Origin of the sequence: Metabacillus halosaccharovorans (assembly GCF_002019635.1) — a bacterium.
Classification (GTDB): Bacteria; Bacillota; Bacilli; order Bacillales; family Bacillaceae; genus Metabacillus; species Metabacillus halosaccharovorans.
In genome coordinates, this window is the sequence record NZ_KV917372.1 from 1068748 (window position 1) to 1091928 (window position 23181).

Annotated in this window: 20 protein-coding genes; 2 read left to right on the forward strand and 18 right to left on the reverse strand. The window is 35.4% G+C overall.

From position 1 onward, the window contains the following. The first annotated feature begins 15 nt into the window (after positions 1–15). Entirely contained in the window at positions 16–276 is a 261-nt protein-coding gene (locus BK577_RS19560) for a hypothetical protein (RefSeq protein ID WP_078434493.1), read from the forward strand. 7 nt (positions 277–283) lie between these two features. Here the strand turns inward: BK577_RS19560 and BK577_RS19565 are convergent, their stop codons facing one another. From BK577_RS19565 to BK577_RS19620, 13 genes are all read right to left on the reverse strand, one after another. After that, a complete protein-coding gene (locus BK577_RS19565) occupies positions 284–1219 on the reverse strand; it encodes a DUF4349 domain-containing protein (RefSeq protein WP_078434494.1) in 936 nt (311 codons plus the stop codon). A 286-nt stretch (positions 1220–1505) separates the two neighbouring features. Next, complete coding sequence (lepB, locus tag BK577_RS19570) at positions 1506–2066, reverse strand: signal peptidase I (protein ID WP_078434495.1); 561 nt, start codon at positions 2064–2066, stop codon at positions 1506–1508. A gap of 175 nt (positions 2067–2241) precedes the next feature. After that, a complete protein-coding gene (locus tag BK577_RS19575; RefSeq protein ID WP_078434496.1) occupies positions 2242–2667 on the reverse strand; it encodes an organic hydroperoxide resistance protein in 426 nt (141 codons plus the stop codon). Positions 2668–2790: 123 nt separating this feature from the next. Continuing rightward, the gene (locus BK577_RS19580; RefSeq protein ID WP_078434497.1) at positions 2791–4650 is read right to left on the reverse strand and encodes a PTS fructose transporter subunit IIABC; all 1860 of its coding nucleotides are present in this window, start codon (positions 4648–4650) and stop codon (positions 2791–2793) included. Between the two features lie 13 nt (positions 4651–4663). Then, positions 4664–5575 (reverse strand): 1-phosphofructokinase, encoded by a 912-nt coding sequence (pfkB, locus tag BK577_RS19585; protein WP_078434498.1) that lies wholly within the window; start codon positions 5573–5575, stop codon positions 4664–4666. A gap of 365 nt (positions 5576–5940) precedes the next feature. Next, positions 5941–7134, reverse strand: coding sequence for an ABC transporter permease (locus BK577_RS19590; RefSeq protein WP_078434499.1), 1194 nt, complete (start codon positions 7132–7134; stop codon positions 5941–5943). Beyond that, entirely contained in the window at positions 7135–7818 is a 684-nt protein-coding gene (locus BK577_RS19595; RefSeq protein ID WP_078434500.1) for an ABC transporter ATP-binding protein, read from the reverse strand. Next, on the reverse strand, positions 7815–8933 hold the full coding sequence (locus tag BK577_RS19600) for an efflux RND transporter periplasmic adaptor subunit (RefSeq protein WP_078434501.1): 1119 nt from the start codon (positions 8931–8933) through the stop codon (positions 7815–7817). The genes BK577_RS19595 and BK577_RS19600 overlap by 4 nt, the downstream gene beginning before the upstream one ends. After that, entirely contained in the window at positions 8933–9604 is a 672-nt protein-coding gene (gene yknW / locus BK577_RS19605; protein WP_078434502.1) for a YknW family membrane protein, read from the reverse strand. Before yknW ends, BK577_RS19600 begins: the two co-directional genes overlap by 1 nt. A 198-nt stretch (positions 9605–9802) precedes the next feature. Further along, positions 9803–11245 (reverse strand): NAD-dependent malic enzyme, encoded by a 1443-nt coding sequence (locus BK577_RS19610; RefSeq protein WP_078434503.1) that lies wholly within the window; start codon positions 11243–11245, stop codon positions 9803–9805. A 205-nt stretch (positions 11246–11450) separates the two neighbouring features. Beyond that, positions 11451–11609 (reverse strand): hypothetical protein, encoded by a 159-nt coding sequence (locus BK577_RS26130; protein ID WP_169908394.1) that lies wholly within the window; start codon positions 11607–11609, stop codon positions 11451–11453. Between the two features lie 206 nt (positions 11610–11815). Beyond that, positions 11816–13636 (reverse strand): ABC transporter ATP-binding protein, encoded by a 1821-nt coding sequence (locus BK577_RS19615; protein WP_078434504.1) that lies wholly within the window; start codon positions 13634–13636, stop codon positions 11816–11818. Positions 13637–13644: 8 nt separating this feature from the next. Continuing rightward, positions 13645–15399 carry an ABC transporter ATP-binding protein gene (locus tag BK577_RS19620; RefSeq protein WP_078434505.1) on the reverse strand — a complete coding sequence of 585 codons (1755 nt, stop codon included), beginning with the start codon at positions 15397–15399 and terminating at the stop codon, positions 13645–13647. A 325-nt stretch (positions 15400–15724) separates the two neighbouring features. Here BK577_RS19620 and BK577_RS19625 point away from each other — a divergent pair, with 325 nt between their 5' ends. After that, a complete protein-coding gene (locus tag BK577_RS19625; RefSeq protein ID WP_078434506.1) occupies positions 15725–15916 on the forward strand; it encodes a hypothetical protein in 192 nt (63 codons plus the stop codon). A gap of 120 nt (positions 15917–16036) precedes the next feature. Here the strand turns inward: BK577_RS19625 and BK577_RS19630 are convergent, their stop codons facing one another. The 5 genes from BK577_RS19630 to BK577_RS19650 form a co-directional block, all read right to left on the reverse strand. Beyond that, a complete protein-coding gene (locus BK577_RS19630) occupies positions 16037–18049 on the reverse strand; it encodes a methyl-accepting chemotaxis protein (RefSeq protein WP_078434507.1) in 2013 nt (670 codons plus the stop codon). 258 nt (positions 18050–18307) lie between these two features. After that, positions 18308–19012 carry an exonuclease domain-containing protein gene (locus tag BK577_RS19635; RefSeq protein ID WP_078434508.1) on the reverse strand — a complete coding sequence of 235 codons (705 nt, stop codon included), beginning with the start codon at positions 19010–19012 and terminating at the stop codon, positions 18308–18310. Further along, on the reverse strand, positions 19009–19998 hold the full coding sequence (locus BK577_RS19640; protein WP_078434509.1) for a DUF294 nucleotidyltransferase-like domain-containing protein: 990 nt from the start codon (positions 19996–19998) through the stop codon (positions 19009–19011). The genes BK577_RS19635 and BK577_RS19640 overlap by 4 nt, the downstream gene beginning before the upstream one ends. Positions 19999–20053: 55 nt before the next feature. Then, entirely contained in the window at positions 20054–21322 is a 1269-nt protein-coding gene (locus BK577_RS19645) for an ammonium transporter (RefSeq protein ID WP_078434510.1), read from the reverse strand. Between the two features lie 204 nt (positions 21323–21526). Beyond that, positions 21527–23020 carry a glycine betaine uptake BCCT transporter gene (locus BK577_RS19650; protein WP_078434511.1) on the reverse strand — a complete coding sequence of 498 codons (1494 nt, stop codon included), beginning with the start codon at positions 23018–23020 and terminating at the stop codon, positions 21527–21529. Positions 23021–23181: the final 161 nt, after the last annotated feature.

Here is a 23181-nt window from a genome sequence, read left to right on the forward strand (position 1 = left end):
ATGAGGAGCCGCAACATGAAATTACATACACTTATTGAATATTGTTTACTTATTCTTTTTTCCGGAATTTATTTTGCATTTCTTGGCTTTCAATCAAATGGAATTACCTTTATTATAGGTGTAATCTTTATTTACATCATTATCACATTGTTATTGAAACGGATTCTCCCGCATTACCATATCGAAAATAAAAAACTTTCAATATTAGTAAGTGTCGCTTTAATAAGTGGAAGTGTATTTATTACAATGCTTGTTTTAACGATTTTAGCAACTTGATGATAAACTATTCTTCTGTATTTTCAGGTGGTTCTTCTTGCTGTCTTCGCTTTCTTTTTAAAATGAACCAAATGACAATAAGAATGCCACCTAACACAATTAATACTGGTATACTACCTACAATAAATACAATAACTGAAGAAATGGCTCTTATGACGAAATTTAGAGTTTCCATGAATTGCTTTTTCGTTTCATTCCATGTATTTAAGTCATTGTTTTCAAGATCGGGAACATTGACCTTACTCTCTTGTATATGAATTGTTATGGTTGCTAAACTTACCTGATTATCTAAATAATTCATTCTACCTTTTATTTGTTCTATTTCTTCCTGAACAGCAGCTAAATCATTTGATATTTTTAATAGGTCCTCTGTTTTTTCTGCTTTCTCCATAAATTCAAGTAAACGCTTTTCAACCACTTGTTTTGATTTAAGTCTTGATTCCAAATCTACATATTCTTCTGTCACATCTTGACCATTTATGGATTCATCAATTACTTTTGTACTTTCACTTTCAACAGTCTTTAAAAATTCTTGGAATTTTTCTTGTGGAATTCTTACCGTAATTGTCCCTTCCATTAATTCATCTTCTACTGAATATGAATTTGTACTTACGATATAACCGTTATTTGTTTGTAGTTCCTGTTGGATAGAGGATATAGCTTCAGTATAGCTGTTAACTTGAATAGAAAGGTTTGCTGTATAAATGACCATTCGATCACTCATATTTGTTACCTGAGAATTAGTTTCCGTTTCCTTTTGTTCAGCAGGATCTGACGTTAACTCTGCCTTGTTTTCTGTTTCAACTGTCTTTTCTTCTACAGCATCACCTTCAGATGCATAATTAGCTTGACCTGCTTGACTGTCTTCGCTAGAAGTATTGCTGCATCCGCCAATAACCATCGCTAGTAAAAATGAACATATGATAAACATCCAACTTTTCATTACTCAACACTTCCCTTATAGGTTGTAATCTCTTAGAAGTAGACGTATGGAAAGCTCAAATGTTACAAAAATGTGAAAAAAGAACAAAAGCGCAAGCTCCTTGATCAGCCTCGGGCAAATAAGACGCAAATGAATAGAAGATGTTCTTTGTCTTCAATTCATTTGTGGCTAGACCCTAGAGGAGCTAGGCGCTGGAGCTGGATGTCGCACACTTATCCACAGTTCAAGAATTTTATAATTTCCTAGACGATTAAAAAGCCGACACCTATAGTATCGACTCCTTGTTTTACTCTGTTTTTTGAAAATGATCAAATGGATAAAAAATGAATTCAGACTTACCAAGTATCCGGCTTGATTCAATAAGACCCAATCCGTTTCGACTATCCATGCTATTTAAACGATTATCGCCCATCACAAAATAACTTCCTTCAGGTACTTCAACCTCTTCAAAGTCTCCTGTTAACATCATTCCTAACTGGTCAGCTTCTTCACGATTTTCTGTTAAATAAGGTTCCTCTATAAGCTGATCATTCACATATACTTGTCCTTCTTCAGCACGAACCTTATCACCTGGTAATCCGATTATCCGCTTTACATAACGAATATTTTCTTCTTCACCATCAATAATAACAATATCTCCCTTATTAACTTCACCGATAAATTTTAATGTTTTATTTACAAATAGACGATCACCATCATGTAATGTAGGGTCCATTGATGAACCTTCTACAAGATACGGCTCAAATAGAAAGAAACGAATAATCATTGCAAGCCCCACTGCTAAAACGATGGCCTTAGTCCATTCCCATATTTTAGATTTTGTTGTTTCAGTTTCTGTTTGTGACATGAAAAGTCCTCCTAAATTCAATCCTCTTCTATATTATAACTCTTTATATGCCTATTTGTTAAATATTTAAAAATCCTTTATCTTATATTGAATGATACTTCAGAAAAGAATATATAACCATAAAAAACAAGCCCTAATAGTTTTACTAGGGCCTGCTTCTTAATATTTTATTTGGTTAGTCAACAACCTCCAGCTCTACATCAATATTTCCTCGTGTTGCTTTTGAATAAGGGCAGAATTCATGAGCTTTATCAACCAGCTCCTTTAGCTTTTCTTTTTCAATGCCTGTCCCTTTTACTTGTAAGGTAACCCCTATTTTAAAACCATCATCTGTATCATCTTTCATTAAAGATACATTTGCTGTTACTTCAGATTCGAAATGAACTTTTTCTCTTTTTGCCATTAATTGGAGGGCACCATCAAAACATGCAGAATATCCTGCTGCAAATAATTGTTCAGGATTTGTAGCATCAGGATTTTCTTTTGCCTGAGATGAACCAGGCATAGCTAATTTTAAGTTAATTTTCCCATCAGAAGACTCTACTCTTCCATCTCTACCACCTACAGCTTTTGCAGTTGATGTAAACATTGGTTCTGACATGAATATTTTCCACCTTTCCATTTTCTTTAGTTTGACCATTACTAGAATGTACCCTATTTTACGAATTCCTAATCAAAAAAGCTGATTTGTTTCGAGTTTATCCGAGACAAATCAGCTTTTTTATTATTCCTTAACTGGTTTTTTCAAAACCCCAAGCATTATAGCTGTTATAACTGCACCAATCACAATGGCAAGAAGATATAAAAATGGATTTCCCTCTACCAATGGAATAACAAATGCGCCACCATGAGGAGCACGTAAACCATTTCCAAAAAACATTGCTAACGCCCCGGCAACAGCTGAACCTGTTACAACTGAAGGAATTACACGGCCCGGATCTGCTGCTGCAAACGGAATTGCCCCTTCCGTAATAAAGGAAACACCCATTATATAACATGTAATACCTGATTGACGTTCACGTTTTGTAAATTTATTCTTAAATAAAGTTGTTGCTAAAGCGATTCCCAGCGGAGGAACCATACCACCAGCCATTACTGCCGCATGTGGAGCAAAATTTCCTGAATCAATCATCGCAATACCAAATGTAAAAGCAGCTTTATTGATAGGACCACCCATATCAATTGCCATCATTCCACCCAACAATAATCCAAGTAATACTAAGTTTCCAGTCCCTAATCCACCTAAGAAATCACTAATTCCAGCATTTAAAGCACTTACAGGTTTGTTTACCACAAAGAACATAATCATACCAACAGAAAGGATACTTAATACAGGGTATAACAAAACAGGCTTGATTCCCTCTAAAGATGCAGGTAATCCTGAAAGTACTTTCTTTAAAAGAACAACAATGTATCCTGCTAAGAAACCAGCAATTAATCCACCTAAAAATCCTGCCCCACCTTGAGCTGCCATAAATCCACCAACCATACCGGGTGCTAAACCAGGGCGATCAGCAATACTTAACGCGATAAATCCGGCTAATACCGGCACCATTAAACCAAAGGCATTTCCGCCGCCAATCGTATTTAAAGCTTCTGCAATAACATTATGTGAAGGGTCATTAGGATCTGAAGCATGAATGCCAAATAAGAAAGATAGTGCAATGAGAATACCTCCACCAACAACAAATGGAAGCATGTTTGAAACACCATTCATTAGATGTTTATAAAAACCTGTTCTTTCACTGCTGCCCTCTTCTTTTCGCCCTTCACCTGTTCCTTTATATATAGGAGCATCTTGTTTAACAGCTCGATCTAGAAGTTCCTTTGTTTTACGAATTCCGTCTGCTACAGGAACGATGATAACATGCTTGCCTTTAAAACGTTCCATTTCAACTTGCTTATCTGCCGCAACAATAATGGCGGTTGCTTCTTCAATTTCTGACGCTGTTAAAACGTTTTTCGCTCCACCAGAGCCATTTGTTTCAACCTTAAAAGAAAGATTCATTTCTTTTGCTTTTTCTTTTAACGCGTCTGCTGCCATATACGTATGGGCAATTCCAGTTGGACAAGCAGTAACTGCAAGGATTTTCCCTTTACTAGTACCTTGTACATCTCCATCCTCATCTTGAACATCGTATTTGTCGATAGTAGCCAAAACTTCCTCAACTGATTTTACAGCCATTAATTGATCTCTAACTTCTTGTTTCATTAAAATACTGGATAATTTCGACAATGCTTCTAAATGAGTATTGTTCGCACCATCTGGAGCTGCAATCATAAAAAATAAATAGCTGGGCTGACCATCTAATGACTCGTAATCAACACCATCAACTGATCGGCCAAAAACAATGGACGGTTCTTTAACAGCTGCAGTTTTAGCATGTGGGATGGCAATCCCATCACCAATGCCTGTTGTACTTTGCTTTTCACGATCTAATACAGCCTGTTCGTAAGCAGCCTTATCAGAAAGCTTGCCTGCGCGGTCTAACACTTCCACTAATTCATTTACAACATCGATTTTTGAAGATGATTCGATGTTTAGTTTAATTGTATTTTTAGTTAATATCTCTGTAATCCTCATCTTACTTCCCCCTCTATAAAGTCTTTACATCTATCTGAGGCAATAGTTCTTCCATCTTCTCTTTTGTACAAAGCTCGAGTGAAAAAGCTGTTGCACTTCCCGAAGCTACTCCAATCTTAAAAGCCTCTTCAATTGGATGATTTGTAGAATAGGCACTTATAAAACCTCCAACTACAGAATCTCCTGCCCCAACTGAATTCAACACTTTCCCTTTTGGAACATTTGCCACAAAGCTATTTCCTTCAGTTACAAGCAATGCACCTTTTTCAGCTAGTGACACAATTACATGTTGAACTCCTTGAGAGACCAGCTTCTTCGCGTATACATGTGCTTCTTCCACCGTTTCAATTTTTGTATCGAATAATTCGCCCAACTCATGATGGTTTGGTTTGATTAAGAAAGGTTTTCCTGACACAACTTCTTTCAATGCATCTCCTGAAACATCTGCAACAACTTTTATCTTTTTTTCATTACAAATATCCATAATTCTCTTATATATGGAGGATGGTAATGTGCCAGGAATACTTCCTGCTAATAAAACAATATCATGACGATCCATGTCTTCAAATTGCTGTAAAAACTGATCTAATTGCTCATCTGACACACTTGGACCTAAACCATTGATTTCTGTTTCAACATCGGTTTTTAATTTAATGTTGATTCGTGTATCACCAGATACTTTTACAAATTGATGATTAATTTTCTCAGCAGTTAAAAAATCTTCAATAAAAGCACCTGTAAAACCACCTAAAAACCCTATTGCCTTAGATTCTACACCTTGTCGTTTCATTACTCTTGATACATTAATTCCCTTTCCACCGGGAAACTTAGAATCATCTGTCATTCTATTCAAAGAGCCAAGTTCAAATTGTTCCAGTTTAACAATGTAATCCACCGAGGGATTTAGCGTAACAGTATAAATCATGAATTCACTACCTTTATTGCTTTATTTTTTTATATGGATAAAGGTTTTTTCTTCTTATATCCATTACAGGTAATTTGTAGTTTCTCAATGCAAATAATTTTGTAAGCGAATTCACCGCTTACTTACACCTTATTATACTTTCACTTTCAGTCAAAATCAATCGAAAAATCTCAAAAACTATCAATTTTTTATATCTATATAATATTTTATCAGTCACAAACAATCATATTTCAGAATTTAAATACTATTGCTACTATATAAACGTTGGATATCACAAACTTTCGAGCAATTTCCTTATTAATGAAAAACAAAAAACCTCACACAGAAATTAATCTGATTGTGAGGTACCCTTAATTTATTCAAATTTATTCATAACGTAAAGATTCTATTGGACTTAATCGGGCTGCTTTATTTGCAGGAAGCATGCCAAACACAATTCCGATAATCATGGAGAAAAGCAGTCCACCGACAACAACTTCCCACGAAATCAATGGTGGCCATCCAGCAAAAATGGATACGATATTTGCTGCCACAGCACCTAAAATTATACCTATAATCCCTCCGATTAGAGTGAGGGTAACAGATTCAATTAGGAACTGGGTTAGAATTTGCCGCTTTGTGGCACCCAGTGCTTTTCGTATTCCAATTTCCTTCGTTCTTTCTGTTACAGAAACAAGCATAATATTCATAACACCAATCCCTCCAACAACAAGGGATATTCCCGCAATTGAGCCAATGATTAATGTCATTATTGTTGTAATTTGTCCTATTCCTTCTGCCATTTCTTCCATATTAAACACTTTGTATGACTCTTCTGTATTATGTGAGGTATTTAGTAGAGTTGTTGCCTTCTCGCCAACTTCTTTCATCACATCAGCATTCATTGCTTGTAATGTTACTTGGTTATATTCATTTTTACCAAAAGAATTACGGAAAGTGTTCCAAGGAATATATACTTCCATAGCTCCAAAGGCAAATAACCCACTAGGTTTTTCCAATACTCCAACAATTTCAATTGGCTGACCTTTAACCCAAATAACCTCACCTATTGCAGACTTATCATCGAAAATTTCTGTGCTTAGCTCATGGCTAATAACACCTACTCTCGTTCCTCCTATATATTCACTTTCTAATAGGTTTCTGCCAGATTGAACATTTAAATTATTCACTTCCATATATGCTTGGTTTACACCATAAACACTTGTATCAGCTGTTTCTTCACGGAAACTTGTTTGAAAATATTCGGTTGATGATGCAACGACTTTTTTCACTTCAGGAATCTCACTTAATGCATTTACATCATCTTGGGTGAAAGCTGCATTCATATAGGCATTTGGGTTTGATAACATTTCTTCTTCACTTGGTTCATAATATACTTCTATAGTATTCCCCGGGCCTGTTATCGAAGTTTTTAATAATTGTTCGCCCCCCTGTCCTATTGCCACAACAAGGATGACTGACGCAACACCAATAATGATCCCTAGCATAGTTAAAATGGAACGTAATTTATGAGCGAGAACTGAGCTTAATGCCATTTTAATATTTTCCATTAAACTCATCTATACTCTCCCCCGCTCTTCATCAGAGAGAATAATTCCATCTCTAACTGTGATAATTCGATTTGCGTAATCTGCAACCTCTTGTTCATGGGTAACAAGGATGACAGTGGTACCTTCTTTGTTCAATTGTGTAAATTGCTCCATAATGGAAATACTTGTTTTGCTATCCAGAGCACCTGTAGGCTCATCAGCCAAAATAATTTTCGGTTCATTCACGATTGACCTGGCTATAGCAACCCGTTGTTTTTGTCCACCAGATAATTCATTTGGCAGGTGATTCATTCTTTCACCTAAACCTACCTTTTCAAGAGCTTGTTTTGCTCGTTCCTCCCGCTCTTTCTTCTTGTACCCGGCATAAACCATTGGAAGTTCCACATTTTTCAAGGCAGATAACCTGGGTAATAATTGAAATTGTTGAAAAACAAATCCGATCGAGAGGTTTCTTACTTTTGCAAGCATTTCATCCTTGTATGTTGAGATGTCCTCTTCATCTAAAAGGTAGGTTCCTGAAGTGGGATTATCCAGACAACCTATTACGTTCATTAAAGTTGATTTTCCAGAACCCGATGGACCCATAATGGCAACAAATTCTCCATTATTAATCGTAAGATTGATATTTTTTAACACGGCTAACGTATCTTGACCTACTTTATAGCTTTTTGTAATTGATGTTAACTCAATCATTTTTCGTTCACTTCCAAGTTATCCCGGACTTCTTCTGAAGGGTTAAGAATGACTTTTGATCCTGATTTAAGACCTGATTTAATTTCCATATACTCATTACTGGCTGTTCCAGTTTCGACCTCATTATATACGGCTTTTCCTTCTTCAACGGTGTATACGTAGTAGTTTTCACCATCCTGTTTTACAGCCTCTAGTGGCACAGCTACTGCAGAGCGTTTCTCTGTTTCAATATCCATAATTAGCTTAAATCCGGGCTTAGCCTCAATATTTTTATCATCAATAGAAACTTCAATTGAATATTGAACAGCCGTTTCTTCACCTGATATCGCTGTTTCACTTTGTACTGGTAAATAGCTAACTTTCGCTACTTTTCCCTTCCATTCCTTGTCAGCAAGTACATCTGAACGCAAAGTAACGGCTTGCCCTTCATTTATTTTCAAAGAATCATATTCCGATATTGTCCCTTTCACCATTAATTCTTCCGAATTACCTATATGTAAAATAGGAGCTTGTGAAATCCCTTTTATCGCGTCTTCATTAATAGTAAGAACTGTTCCAGCACTTTCACTTTTGACGACAAGATCTTCAAGCTTATTTTCAATCGTTTCCTTTTGAAGTAGAATCTGCCTTGCATCAAGATCTGCGACCTTTAAATCCGTCTTAAGCTGATCGCGTTCAGCATCAATTTGCTTTTCAGCTTCCTTTTCTCCTACTTGTTCCTTTAAATCCTTTTCTTTATCATCTAAATCATCAATTTGATCTTTAATTCGATTAATTTGTAAATAGGAGGATTCAAGGGAAAGCGCATTTTGTTCTTTTTCTAATTGCAACTGTTCGTTTTCATATTTTATTAATGGGGTGTCCTCAGCTACCTTATCACCTTCTTTTACAAGGACCTCGGCTACCTCACCATTTTCAGGCACATAATAGACAAAGTTTTCATGACTTAAAGAAAGTGTACCGGGAACCATCACATTCCCGGTCAATTCGCGTTTCTCTACAGTCTCCGTCTCCACTGAAAGGACTTCCTGATTTGATGCCCTGTAGATGTTTACTCCAACTAATAGTATGATCAAAGACACTACAGCAATTGAAATCCAAACTTTTTTCTTCATTAAAATTGTGCCAGCCCTTCTAAAGCTCCAGAGGCTGCAGCAAAGATAAGACCTAATACAAAGAAGATAATTGTAATTGTATATGCTGCCGGTTTAGAAAGTTGCGCTACTTTCACTAGACCGATTCCAAGTAAAATATAATACCAGATTTGAAATACCTCGATTGCACCTAAAATACCACCCATAACACCTTCAGCACCTACAAAACTGTTAAGACTTGTAACCATAACCATTGAATCTGATCCAATAGCATAAATAATAAGCTGGTTTAATACTTGCCCAATAGCTGAAATAAAACTTGTAAAAATGATTAATGAAAACATTTGTTTAAATGTAACTGGTGACTTAGCGATCTTCGTGATTCCAAATAATATACCACCAACAATTAAATATCCAATCGGTGTACCGAACAATGCTCCAATGCCACCGAAGATAATCCCAAACATTTTTGAAATTTCTATTTGATCAGCCGGCATTCCTTCCATGCCCGGCATTGTTGCGTAATCAACATTTAAAGCGGCTAAAACACCCACAAGCGCACCTAAAATAGAAAGAATAATTAAAGGAATCCAAATTGTCGGTTTTTCACGCATTCTTTCAAACTGTTCCCCCGGTTGAAAAATCATTCCAAATAATGATGGTTTCTTTGTTTGTATAGTTTCTTGTTCCATCTTTTTTCCCTCCAAAATATATTTTCATATACTTATACGAGGGTGATTGGAAATAGTTTCATAAAATAGGTGTTTATTTGAAAAAAGTTTCTGAGAAACTAATTTCCATTAAAAAAACTCTTAAGTACCATCACCTATATAACCTTCAAATATACCTTCGTGAAGTTTATATAGGAAAACGAACTTAAGAGTATGAACCTATCTATTTTCTTGGAAACTATTTTCTTCTTTATACAAATCTTTTCTTGCGACACCCGATTCATGAGCAGCTTTGACAACTGCTTTTCTAACTTTTTCAACAACCTTTTGATTAAAAACACTTGGTACAATATATGTTTCACTTAATTCATCATCTGAAACAACGTCCGCGATTGCTTTTGCTGTAGCAATCTTCATCTGTTCATTGATTTCTGAAGCCCGGCAATCTAATGCACCTCGAAAAATGCCTGGAAAGCATAAAACATTATTAATCTGATTTGGATAATCAGAGCGTCCAGTGGCCAATACTTTTACATACGGTTCTGCAATTTCCGGATCAATTTCCGGATCTGGATTTGCTAATGCAAATACAATAGGATCCTTTGCCATTGATTGAACGTGCTCTACTGTTAAAACTCCCGGTGCAGATACTCCGATAAAAACATCAGCACCTTTAATGACATCTGTAAGCGAACCCTTTAAGTTATCCGGATTAGTCATCTGAGAAAAGGCTGTCCAGTTTTGATTTTCATAGGATTCATTTTTGTTGAGGGCACCTATGCGATCAACTCCAATAATTTGACGGACACCTGCTGCCAGTAACATTTTGGCACAAGCTGTCCCTGCAGCTCCCACTCCATTAAGAACAACTTTAATTTCTTCTATATTCTTTCCTGTCAACTTCAATGCATTATAAAGCCCTGCTAACAATACAACAGCTGTACCATGCTGATCATCGTGAAAAACAGGAATATTTAATTCAGATTTAAGTGTTTCCTCAATTTCAAAGCACCTCGGTGAAGAAATATCCTCCAAGTTTATACCGCCAAATACAGGTGCAATCGCTTTAACAATTTTTATGATCTCATCAGGATCTTTCGTGTCAAGACAAATTGGAAATGCGTCAACATCTGCCATTTGCTTAAACAGCATTGCTTTCCCTTCCATTACCGGCATCGCAGCCAATGGACCAATATCACCTAGGCCTAATACGGCTGTACCATCTGAAACAACCGCAACCGTATTTCGCTTTATTGTTAATGAGTGAGCTTTTTGCGGTTCCTCTTCTATCGCACGACAAACCTGTGCAACACCTGGAGTGTAGACTCTTGATAAATCATCGCGGTTTTTAATAGGATTTTTTGGTGTAACTTCAATTTTCCCTCCAAGGTGCAAAAGAAATGTACGATCGGAAACCGAAATGACTTTTACCCCTTTTAGTAACCCTAGAACATCCATTACATTTTGACCATGTTTCTGATTTTTTACTGTTATCGTAATATCTCGTACTGTTTGGGTTTTGCTTGTAGAGATCACATCAATCCCTATTATATCTCCGCCAACTTCACCTATTACTTTTGCAATTTCACTAAAGGTAATTAAGTTTTTTTGAAAATGCAATCGAATAATAATATTTGTGCTAGCATTACTTAATTGTGACATCTCTGACCTCCATATCTTTTACTTTTAAAGGGGGATATTCAAAAAAATGATACAAAACTTTCGTTGTAAGCGTTTTAAATATCCTATTCCCATTTTAGTACAAATTTTATAAATTGTAACTGTTTTCTACTTGTTTATCTAAAAACTAATTTTTACAAACAAAAAACCGGCACCCTTTTTGTTAAAGGGTGCCGGTATCATCATTTTATGGATGAACAGCTTCTAAAATTTGATCATTAAAATAGACAACATGTGAGAGAATGGTTTGACCTTTCATCTTCTTCAAAGATTGTTTTGCTTCTTCTTCATTATCAAACTCATACATTTTAATATTCTCTTCATCATACAAGGTTATGACCCACATTTTCCTGTTGTGCCTCCAATAATTAATGGATTTAAAAATAATTTTACTTCCACCAAAAATAATATCTCTAATTTTAACTATTGTAAATAGGTAGACATATATTTTACATAATGTTCAAATTTATGAACTATAGCATTGAAGCTAGATTACTTAAGTTTTATCACAGTTCAACGAAAAAGAAAAAAAAGCGTCAGGTCAACGCTTTTTTAACCTACTTCTAACATATTAAACTGTGCTTTCACTAATCCATAGTAAATACCTTTTTTCTCCATCAATTGTTGATGACTTCCCTGTTCCATAATATAACCATGATCAAGGACAATAATATTATCAGCTTCTCGAATGGTTGAGAGTCGATGAGCTATCATAATTGCAGTTCTTCCTTTTAAAAGTGTTCTCAATGCATGTTGAATTTTCACTTCTGTTTCTGTATCAATACTAGCAGTTGCCTCATCTAGGATGATGATGCGCGGATCTGCAAGCAATGCTCTCGCAAATGAAATTAATTGTCTTTCACCTACTGATAAAATGTTCCCTCTTTCTTCTACCTCAGTAAAATAGCCATTTGACAAATTTTTAATAAAATCATCCGCACCTACTGCTTTAGCTGCTTCAATAACATCTTCATCAGAAGCCTCAGGACGACCAAATCGGATATTATCAATAATCGTTCCAGAGAATATAAAAGTATCCTGAAGAACAACACTTATTTGTGACCTGAGTTCCTGAATCGATAAATCTTTTATATGAATGTCATCAATTTTTACCTTTCCAGCTGTTGCGTCATAAAAACGACTAATTAAGTTCGCGATCGTCGTTTTACCTGATCCTGTATGTCCTACAAGGGCTACTGTTTGCCCGGCATCAATGGTAATAGAGACATCATGTAACGCCTTTCGAGAGGAATCATATGCAAATTCTACAGATTCAAACGTTATTTTCCCATCCATATTTGTAAGAGAAATTGGACTATGAGATTCAACCACAAACGGTTTTTCATCCAGGAATTCAAAAATCCTTTCAGAAGAAGCCATCCCCATCAGCAACTGATTATATACCTGCCCTAAGCGTGAGATAGGCTCCCAAAACATTCCTAAATAAAAGGCAAACGAAACGAAGATTCCGATCGTAATTGATTCATCTGCTATTAAACTAGCACCGTATGCAATTAAAATCGCTGTTCCAATCGCATTCGTCATTTCAACCATCGGCGTAAACATTGCATTTCTTTTTGTTGCATTTTGCCAAGCACTGAAGTTTTCACTATTCACTCCATCAAAAAATTCTATGTTCTCTTTTTCTTGTGTAAATGATTGTGTTACACGAATTCCCTGAATGGACTCATTTAAATGAGAATTTAATTTTGATTGTTTTGATCTTACTGTTTGCCAGGAACGACGTATTTTTTTTCGTAAGCTTGTAGAAATAAAAAACATTAATGGAACAATAATTAAGATAGCTAACGTTAGTTGTGGACTTAACGTAAATAATAAGGCCACAACACCAATTAAAAGGATAAAATCCATCAATAGATTAATAACACCACTAGTAAACAATTCCTGAAGTGAATTAATATCATTCATAATTCGCACAAGAATCGAACCGGCCGAACGTTGATCAAAAAATCGGTGTGACAAGGTTTGAACATGTGTAAATAAATGCTTCCGTATATCATATATTACATTCTGCCCCAGCATATTCATCCATTTAATGCGGAATTTATTTGCAATATAAGACAAAATATACAATCCTGCAATTGTAACAACTAATACTGTTAATAGATTTATATCTTTATTAGCAATAGCATAGTCAAGTGTATACTTTCCAATTAAGATTGGTGCAACTAACCTGACAAGTGCTGAAATGAATACCGCAACAAATGCTGCTGGAAGCAAGTTTTTTGAGTACGGCTTTAAATAGCTGAAAAGTCTCCACATTTGCTTCCAGTTAAATGGTTTATCAATAATTGTGTCTGTGGAATAGTGAAACCTTTCCAAAATTTTTTCTTTTTTTTGCTTATGATCCATTATTTCACCTACCCTGCCGTTGACTGTAAAACAGCCTTTTGGTCCTTATATTGAATATCATAAATTCGTTTGTAATAGCCATCATTTCTTATCAAATCTTCATGTTTTCCTCTTTCTGTAATTAAACCGTTTTCAAGGACAAGAATTTCATCAGCATGTTTTAAAGAAGAAATTCGATGTGCAATAATGAAAGTCGTTCTACCTTTCATGACTTCTTTTAACGCTTTTTGAATATTAAATTCTGTTGTCATATCAACCGCACTCGTGGAATCATCTAAAATTAAAATACTTGGATTTAAACAAATAGCCCTGGCAATTGCAATCCTTTGTTTTTGTCCACCTGATAAACCTAACCCCCGCTCACCAAGCATTGTGTCATATCCATTAGGAAGTTCCATAATAAAGTCATGTGCCTGTGCTCTTTTTGCTGCATCAATAATGGTCTCCATTGAAGCATCTGGTCTGCCATATGAAATATTGGATTTTATTGTGGAAGAAAATAAAAATGATTCTTGTAAGACAACTCCAATATTTGAACGTAATGCATGTAAGGAATAATCTCTAATATCTTTGCCATCGATAACAATCTGCCCACTTGACGGAGTATAAAAACGTGTTATCAGTTGAGTTAAGCTCGTTTTTCCAGACCCGGTTGCACCAATTAATCCTATCGTTTTTCCAGATGTTGCGGTAAATGAAATGTCATTTAAGGCTAGCCCATCCTCATCCTTATACCGAAGGCTAACGTGATGAAACTCCACATTGCCATTTATCTTTGTCTCGGAAATTGATGTATCCATATCTCTAATCGTCTCATCGGCATCGAGAATTTCCAGCAATCTTTCTCCAGAAGCTTTTGATTGAGAGAATAGATTAATAACAAATCCCAAGTGCATAATTGGGCCCATTAAATACCAAACTAAGCTAAAAAATGCGACAAGTTCACCTGGTTGAAGACTCCCTTGAATGACTAAAATACTTCCGTATGCGAGTAAGGCAACAACACAAATATTACCTATTAGCTCCATAAGTGGGAAAAACTTCGCCCAAACATATGAAGTTGTTAAAGATTTTTCTTTATAATCCCCATTTGCTTGATTGAATTTCCCTATCTCAAATTCCTCTCGAGAAAGTGCTTTTACGGTTTGAATCCCACTAATATTCTCTTGAACATTTGTATTCAATTTCCCAAACGATTTACGAATATTCCGGAAGGCCGGATGAACTCTTTTATCAAAACGATAAACTGTCAAGGCTAAAAACGGTAATGCAGCAATTGTAGCAAAAGTTAATGGTACAGAATAAATAAACATTACCGTTAATGTCCCACAAACTAAAAGGATAAAACGAACTAGTTCTGAAAACCCGAAAGATAAAAAGAAACGAAATCCTTCTACATCTGCAGTTAGCCGGGACATTAAGTCACCCGTTTTTGCATTGTCATAATACATAAAAGGCAACCTCTGGAGCTTCTCGTACAATGCATTCCGAAGCCGGTACACAGATTGAATTCCAAACATATCTCCTAAATATTGATGAAAAAATGCAGATACCCCTTTTACAACCATTAATGCTAAAAATCCACTTACAATCCATGGAATATATTCATATTGTCCTTTTAAAACAATTTCATCAATTGTTAATTGAAGAACAATTGGATAGACCACAGTAATGGTGGTAATAAATAAAACAAAAAACAATGACCATAAAAAATACTTTTTATATGGCCAATAAAAGCTTTTCAGCTTTTTAAAGGTTTCCATATATACCCTCCCCGTTCACATGTTCCATTTATAATCACATTATCTATAAATATAACGTGATACGTTTAAATATATCGGGAATCGAAATATTTTTCCATATATTTATCTGAATCTTTAAAAAAACACAACTATAGAATGAACAGACCTACTCCAAAGGACGGAAATTAGAAAACATACTAAACCTAATTAGTGTTAACTATGTACAATATATACCCTCTAACTCCGCTTCATCACGACATTCTTAATCTGCTTATTACTATCACGATCCTCCCTTTTTTTATGTTAAACTAAGAACATGTTACTTTTTCCTGAAGGATGTGTCATATTGAAAAGGTTAAAAATCGTCATCCCTATTTCAATTATTGTCTTTATTTTTGCGATTAGAATTCTTGATCAAAATTATGGTGAGGATATTACAATCGGCATAAGAACCTTAATTGCGTTAGGAGGAGCTTTATTTTCTGGTTTAATCTCCTATTTTCTATTTCCTGGAAATCAGAATCAAAAACAACATTAATTATTATTTCGAAGGTTCATCAATTATGTTAACCTTCTAAATGATGATCCTATCCCATAATTCTTTAAAATAAAAAAACCAGCTAATTCAACAATTGTGAAATTAGCTAGTTTAGAAGATTTATACATTATAGTGATCAATAATTGATTGAAGTTCTTCAGCCATATCTGTTAATGATTTTGCAGCCATCGTAATTTCCTCCATGGAAGCAAGCTGCTCTTCTGTTGTTGCAGCAACTTCTTCAGAAGTGGCTGCACTTTCTTTTGCAATAACAACTAGTTCACTGGCTGAAGTACTTACTTCCTGTACTGCAGCAGAAATTTGCTGCACAACTGCAGATACTTCTTCAATCTGTGGAGTCATCCTATTCATTCGATTCATTATTAAATCAAACTTTTCTGAGGTTTCTGTTGAAATAGAAAGCCCTTGTTCAGCGTTTTGGGATACCTCATTCATAACCTCAACAGATTGGTCAGTATCATTTTGTATTGAAGAGATAAGTGCAGAGATTTGCCCTGCTGAGTGTTGAGATTGTTCTGCCAATTTCCGTACTTCATCCGCAACAACTGCAAATCCTTTCCCATGTTCTCCAGCTCTTGCAGCCTCAATAGCTGCATTAAGTGCTAATAAATTTGTTTGATTCGCAATATCTGATATTGCGTCTAATATTTTTCCAATCTCTTGAGAACGAATAGAAAGCGACTGAATGACCTTGTTAGATTCAGTAACCGAGGCATGAATAAATCTCATCTGTTCTAAGCTATTCTTTACATATTCCCCACCGATTTCAGCTTCATTTATTGTATCTTGTGCTAAATTCGAAACACTTTGAGAGCTTGAAGAAATGCGAATAACACCTTGAAGAACTTCTTCTAATGCTGCATTATTTGCCTCGATTTTTAAAGTTTGTTGTTCCGCACCTGCAGCAACCTCTTGGATAACTTCTGTTACTTGTTTTGTCCCTGCCGTTGTTTGATCGGCACTTGCAATTAGTTCTTCAGAAGATGCACTAACTCGTTCAGAAGCAGACTGTAAACTAGTGATCATACTACGCAGGTTTTCAACCATTATTTTAAAGCTTTTAGACAGTTTACCAATCTCATCATTTGTGTTTGTATCAACCTCTACACCTAAATCACCATTCGATATACTTTCAGATGTGTGAATCAACTTACGAATCGGCTGTAAAATTGATCTTATAATCATAAAAATGATGATCCCGCCTACTACAAAGGAAATAATAATGACAATTAAAGTGTCTTGCAGAATTCCATTAGCACTCTCTGTTATTTCACTTGAATAAAGCGTACCAGCAATTTTCCATCCAGTAAGCTCATTTGTAGTAAAATCCATTTGCATATCATTATGATCTAATTGATAGGCGAAAACGCCCTTTTCACTTTCAAATAATTTATTTACCCAAGTTCCTTTAACCTTTTCGCCTTGCATCGTTGGATGAATGATATAGTTTTTAGTCTTATCAATAATCGCGACATATCCTTCACTCCCTACCTTTACCTCACTAGTCAACTCACTTAGAGAGTTAATATCAATGTCAACCGCTATAACACCAGAGGCATCGTTAAGAACTTTTGCAAACGTAACAGATATTTCATTTGTGTCGGCATCAATATATGGATCTGTTATGACAACTTCCCCCTTATTTTCCATTGCCAGGGTATACCAAGGACGATCTCTTGGATCATAGTCATCTGGTAACTGAACAGACATAGGTGAAACAACCATATCCCCTGTATTAAACCCGATATAAATCGCCTGGGCACTTGGCTTTGTTTGGATATATTGATTAAATTTCATCATGATTTTCTCTATGTCATCAGTTTCTACTTTTGCATTAGCTGCTTTTGCTGTTTTAGCAAAATATTCGATATCCTCTTTTATTGGCTCAAGTTGTGTATTTAAAGAAGAATTAATAAGTTGTACACTTTCCCGGGCGGTTTGTAACATACTTTTTTCCAACTCTGATTGCGCAGATTTATACGAAATTAGTCCTATCAAAGAACTCGGTATCAGTAATATAGATACAAAAGCAATGATTAATTTTTTTCTTATTGTTAAATTGGAATTCCATTTTTTCAGAATTTTTTTTATACGCTCGAATAAGTCTTTCATGATGCCATTCTCCTCTTTTTAATATGTAACTTTAAAACGTTCATTTCCATCGTTATATTAGACTAACAATCCTATAGGTCAATCATACTATGTCGAACTCAATTTGACTACAAAATAATCTCAATTATGTATATTCGGAATTTAATGACAACTCATTAATATTTTACTATTATTATTTAATACCTAAGTTTTATTAAGAAAAGCAAAAAAGAGATACAGCCAGGTTATATTTTCACCTAAGACTGTCCCTCTAATAAATCAAGCAATCGTATATCGCTCATAAAGATCATTTAAAGAATAACATTCTTTTTGACGAAGTTTATTTACGTAAATACTCCAAAGTTCTGCCGTTAATTTTGCGTCATATAGAGCGTGATGTCTTCCATGGATTGGTATACCATTATGCTCACAACATTCTTCAAGAGTGACCAACTTTTGATCAGGTTCTGCAATTCGATACAAAAAAGACATATCAACAAGACGGTGTTTAAACGGAGCACGATATAACTTCCAAGATGCATGTTGAAGAAAAATTTTCTCATGATTTGCATGATGTGCGACAAGCGTATAGTCTTGAGTAAATTGAAAAAATTCAAATAGTACCTCAGATAATAATGGAGCATGATCCAACTCTTTGTTTGTTAAACCTGTTAGTTGACTTATTTCTTCAGAAATCTTTTTTTCTGATCGGACCAAAGAATAAAATGTCTCTTTCTCTTTGATCTCATCCCCCTTAACCTTAACAGCACCGATCGAAATTATTTGATCTCCTTGATCAGGGTAAAACCCGGTTGTTTCAATATCAAACACAATGACATTAAGGTCTGTAAGCGGAATATTCAACGTTTCTTCAACCTTCATTTCACGCTGCAATTGTCTCATATATGCAACTTGCTGATGAGATTGCCTTCCATGCGATCCGCCTAGCCTTCCTTTCATAAAAAAGAACGGGTCAAATGTCATGATAAACACCCTTTATCAATAATCCCTTCTACATAATAATGAAGTTTTTTTCCATCCCTCAAAATGCTTTTCATGTCACGTTTTTCTTCCTTTGACATCTTTTTTATATTCAAGTAATGGACATCATCATATGAGGTAGCACTTTTAAATAATATCACTCTGTATTTAAGTAGTTTTTCAAAGTTATGCTTGTAATAGAGCATATCATTTTTGTATCTTTCAATTTCAGATAGACAATCTAACCTGTCTATAGTTGAAGTTTTTAAAATACCTTCTTTCATTGCCAATACTCTTATAGCATTTACATAAGGTAAAAATGCTGTTTTCTTTAAATCAATCGATCCTTTGTATTGACCGCTTTGCTCCACGTAAATTTGCCCCAGTGGTCCTACGGATTGTTTAATATGTTGTATATTATCCATAAGCCGCTTCAAAAGCTTGGGCTCCTGCTGTTGATAATCATAGATGATTTTCTTCAACTCTTTCACAAGATCATTATCTCCTATCAAACTCCGGGAATCATAAAAAATTTGCAAATATCTTATCGACTCCCAACTTCTTTCATCCATCCAATGATTAAGCTGATCTTTCCAATCCTGAAATGATTTACACCACAAGGGATTTGAACTCATAACTTTTCCTTCACAATACGGATAACCGATAAGAAATAATCCTTTAGATATTTCTTCACCAAGCTTATTAAAATACTCCTTTGCCTGATTAGATTGTTCCTCATAAATTAAACCATGATCCTGATCACTTATAATTCCTTGTTCATAACGCCCTCCACTTCCTGTTATAAACCAAGAATAAGGACATGGTGGTTTTCCATAAGTTCTTTCATGATGAAAGAGTGCTAATTGACTAGCACTCCTCATCATCTCATCATGAAATTCATTCAAAACTCTAGTTTCAGACTCATAATTGTGGATATGTTCGTCTTTCCATTTTTTAATTGATTCATAGGAATCGAAATTTCCTTTCATGAGAGACACTTCCTCACGTTTTGTCAAAATGAGTGTTCTAGACCACTTATCCTGATTATGAACCAACATTTTGATCTTTGGAAGCAAATAATTCCGGATAACCATAGCTACCATGCTCACTCATGTCTAATCCCATTACTTCTTCTTCTTCAGTTACACGCAAACCGTTCATCACTTTTTTCGCAATAGCAAGGATGACAAATGATACCACAAATGCGTAAATTCCTGAAACAGCTACACCCATGAATTGTACACCTAATTGATCGAAACCACCGCCGTAGAATAGACCCGGTTTACCAACAGTAGCTAATTCGGGTGTTGCAAAGAATCCTGTTGATAATGTACCCCAAACCCCTGCTACACCGTGAACAGATAATGCAAAGATCGGATCATCAATTTTTCTCTTTTCGAAGAATCTTGCACTATAGAATACTAGAATACCGGCAATAAATCCAATGACAACTGCTGCCCATGTGTCAACAAATGCACATGATGCAGTTATTGCAACTAATCCTGCCAATGCACCGTTAAGCATAGTAGGTACATCTGATTTTCCTAAAACCATCCAAGAGATAAGAAGTGCTGCAACTGCACCTGCCCCGGCAGCTAAATTTGTGTTTAGTGCAACAAATCCAAAGAATCCATCATCAACCGCTACAGTACTACCGGCATTAAATCCAAACCAGCCTACCCAAAGAATTAATACTCCTAAAGCTGTAAAGACTTGGTTATGTCCTTGAATATTGTTTGCTGAGCCATCTTTATTGTATTTTCCGATACGAGGTTTCAAAAGAATTGTGGCTGCAAATGCTGCCATTGCACCCGTTAAGTGAACAACAGTCGATCCTGCAAAATCTTGCTTACCGTGTTCAGCCAACCAGCCGCCACCCCAGATCCAATGAGCTATAACAGGATAAATAAGTGCGGAGAAAAGAATAGTAAATACAAGATAAACAGATAATTTAGCACGTTCTGCAAATCCACCTAAAGCTATCGTTATTGAGATACAAGCAAATGCACATTGGAATACAAAGAATACTGCTGTTGAATAACTTGCGCCTTCTGCTTGAGCTCCTGAATAGAAGAAGTCTGTTAATCCAACGAAAAAGTTACCATTTCCACCAAATGTAAATGCATAACCGACTGCCCAATAAACTAATGATGCCAGACCAACTGTGAAAATTGTTTTACCAGCAATATGACCGGCGTTTTTCATTCTTGTTGATCCTGCTTCTAGTAAAATAAACCCACCTAACATAAAAATAACTAAAATTGCACCTAACATAATCCAAACACTATTCATCAAAAACAAAGTGTCTTCCATACCATTTCCTCCCGTCTGTATACATAACTTAAGATGTTAGAAAATATAACATCTGTTTCTTATTTACTATTCTATACGATATTTCATAAGTGTCAACCTGTTTTTTAAAGTTTCTGATAATTATATGTAAGAATATCTAACATGTTTATAAACACAATAAATAAAAAAACACCTCAAACAAAATGAGATGCTTCATAAGACGATTCATTGTTTTATGATTTTCTTCCTTTTCATTTCCTTACTAAAGTCCTTAAGAATTGAAAACGACATCGCTATTAGGACAAAAGTTAGAGGAAATGCACTAACAATAATTGCTGTTTGCATCGCATTTAATCCACCTGAGAGCATTAAGACGACCGCGGATGCTGATAAGAAAAATCCCCAAACAATTTTCACGATGTTTGGCGGGTTTAAGCTTCCGTTAGTGGTTTGCATTCCTAAAACAAATGTAGCTGAGTCAGCTGATGTCACAAAGAATGTGGTAATTAACATTAGCGTTATGACAATTAATAATCCTGTTAGCGGTAATTGGTGATAAACAAAGAATAGTACCGTCTCCAATGTCTGACCGCTTACATCCAGCCCTTCAAAAAACTCATAGTAAATACCGGTACCACCAAATACAGCAAACCAAAAAACACAAACAAGTGTCGGTATAACTAATACAGCTATCATGAATTCTCTCACCGTTCTCCCCTTCGAAACACGAGCAATAAATGTTCCTACGAATGGTGCCCAGGCTATCCACCATGCCCAATAAAAAATCGTCCAATCTTGAATCCATACAGCGTTTTCCTCATTAAATGGAGCAAGTCTTAAACCCATACTAGGTAAATTTTGAATATAACTACCTAAAGTTGTTGTAAACAAATCCAATAAAAAACGAGTAGGTGCCAGAAATAAAAAGACGATAAGAAGAATAACAGCCAGAATTAAATTTGCATTACTTAAATATTTTATCCCTTTTTGAATACCTGTCGTAGCTGATAACATAAATAAAACAGTCACTATTGAAATAATAACTAACTGTATCGTAAAAGAAATCGGAATTCCTGTTATATAGTTTAGTCCACTATTAATTTGTGCAGCTCCCAGACCAAGAGATGCGGCCACTCCGAAAATCGTAGCAAATACAGCTACAACATCAATAATTATTCCCAGTGTTCCGGTTGCGCGTTTCCCGAGCAAAGGAGTTAATGTTACACTCATCAAGCCAGGTTGCTTTTTTCTGAACTTGTAATAAGCTAACACTAATGCAATCACTGCGTAAATAGCCCATGCATGGAAGCCCCAATGCAAATACGTATAGCGTAGTGCCACCTTTGCAGCATCAGCGGTCCCTCCTTCTCCGATGGGAGGACTCGCAAAATGTGATACTGGTTCCGAAACTCCAAAAAACAATAATCCAATACCCATCCCTGCACTAAATAACATCGCAAACCAAGTAGGTCGTTTGAATTCCGGCTTTTCATCATCAGCACCTAGTCTAATTTTTCCATACTTACTAAATATTAAAAACAAAGCAAAAATCAAAAAGAATGTTGCCGACAACTGATAAAACCAACCAAAGCTACTTAGAAAATAAACCTTCGTTTTATTCATCATTTCCCCAAGATGAACAGGAGCAACAACACCCCAACCAACAAATAATGTTGCAATTACGATAGAAATCCAAAAAACCTTTGTTACTTTTTCCATTAGATTGTTCTCCTTTTGAAGTAAATCATAGAAAAAATTTTAAAAATTGTATGTGTATTCATTATGTAGCATTTCTCTTTTTTATAAGAATTACTAATCTCTTCTAAATTGAAAATTAACCCATTTTTCTAGAACTAACATAATACCGTAGCTTTAGAGTC

What these genes read in the sequence shown, in the direction of transcription:
- BK577_RS19620 (WP_078434505.1), bottom strand. Translation starts at nt 15,399, where the DNA reads ATGGAAACCTTTAAAAAGCTGAAAAGCTTTTATTGGCCATATAAAAAG.
- BK577_RS19640 (WP_078434509.1), bottom strand. Translation starts at nt 19,998, where the DNA reads ATGAAAGGAAATTTCGATTCCTATGAATCAATTAAAAAATGGAAAGAC.
- BK577_RS19565 (WP_078434494.1), bottom strand. Translation starts at nt 1,219, where the DNA reads ATGAAAAGTTGGATGTTTATCATATGTTCATTTTTACTAGCGATGGTT.
- BK577_RS19595 (WP_078434500.1), bottom strand. Translation starts at nt 7,818, where the DNA reads ATGATTGAGTTAACATCAATTACAAAAAGCTATAAAGTAGGTCAAGAT.
- lepB (WP_078434495.1), bottom strand. Translation starts at nt 2,066, where the DNA reads ATGTCACAAACAGAAACTGAAACAACAAAATCTAAAATATGGGAATGG.
- BK577_RS19635 (WP_078434508.1), bottom strand. Translation starts at nt 19,012, where the DNA reads ATGACATTTGACCCGTTCTTTTTTATGAAAGGAAGGCTAGGCGGATCG.
- pfkB (WP_078434498.1), bottom strand. Translation starts at nt 5,575, where the DNA reads ATGATTTATACTGTTACGCTAAATCCCTCGGTGGATTACATTGTTAAA.
- BK577_RS19575 (WP_078434496.1), bottom strand. Translation starts at nt 2,667, where the DNA reads ATGTCAGAACCAATGTTTACATCAACTGCAAAAGCTGTAGGTGGTAGA.
- yknW (WP_078434502.1), bottom strand. Translation starts at nt 9,604, where the DNA reads ATGGAACAAGAAACTATACAAACAAAGAAACCATCATTATTTGGAATG.
- BK577_RS19580 (WP_078434497.1), bottom strand. Translation starts at nt 4,650, where the DNA reads ATGAGGATTACAGAGATATTAACTAAAAATACAATTAAACTAAACATC.
- BK577_RS19645 (WP_078434510.1), bottom strand. Translation starts at nt 21,322, where the DNA reads ATGGAAGACACTTTGTTTTTGATGAATAGTGTTTGGATTATGTTAGGT.
- BK577_RS19590 (WP_078434499.1), bottom strand. Translation starts at nt 7,134, where the DNA reads ATGAGTTTAATGGAAAATATTAAAATGGCATTAAGCTCAGTTCTCGCT.
- BK577_RS19615 (WP_078434504.1), bottom strand. Translation starts at nt 13,636, where the DNA reads ATGGATCATAAGCAAAAAAAAGAAAAAATTTTGGAAAGGTTTCACTAT.
- BK577_RS19630 (WP_078434507.1), bottom strand. Translation starts at nt 18,049, where the DNA reads ATGAAAGACTTATTCGAGCGTATAAAAAAAATTCTGAAAAAATGGAAT.
- BK577_RS26130 (WP_169908394.1), bottom strand. Translation starts at nt 11,609, where the DNA reads ATGTGGGTCATAACCTTGTATGATGAAGAGAATATTAAAATGTATGAG.
- BK577_RS19650 (WP_078434511.1), bottom strand. Translation starts at nt 23,020, where the DNA reads ATGGAAAAAGTAACAAAGGTTTTTTGGATTTCTATCGTAATTGCAACA.
- BK577_RS19600 (WP_078434501.1), bottom strand. Translation starts at nt 8,933, where the DNA reads ATGAAGAAAAAAGTTTGGATTTCAATTGCTGTAGTGTCTTTGATCATA.
- BK577_RS19560 (WP_078434493.1), top strand. Translation starts at nt 16, where the DNA reads ATGAAATTACATACACTTATTGAATATTGTTTACTTATTCTTTTTTCC.
- BK577_RS19610 (WP_078434503.1), bottom strand. Translation starts at nt 11,245, where the DNA reads ATGTCACAATTAAGTAATGCTAGCACAAATATTATTATTCGATTGCAT.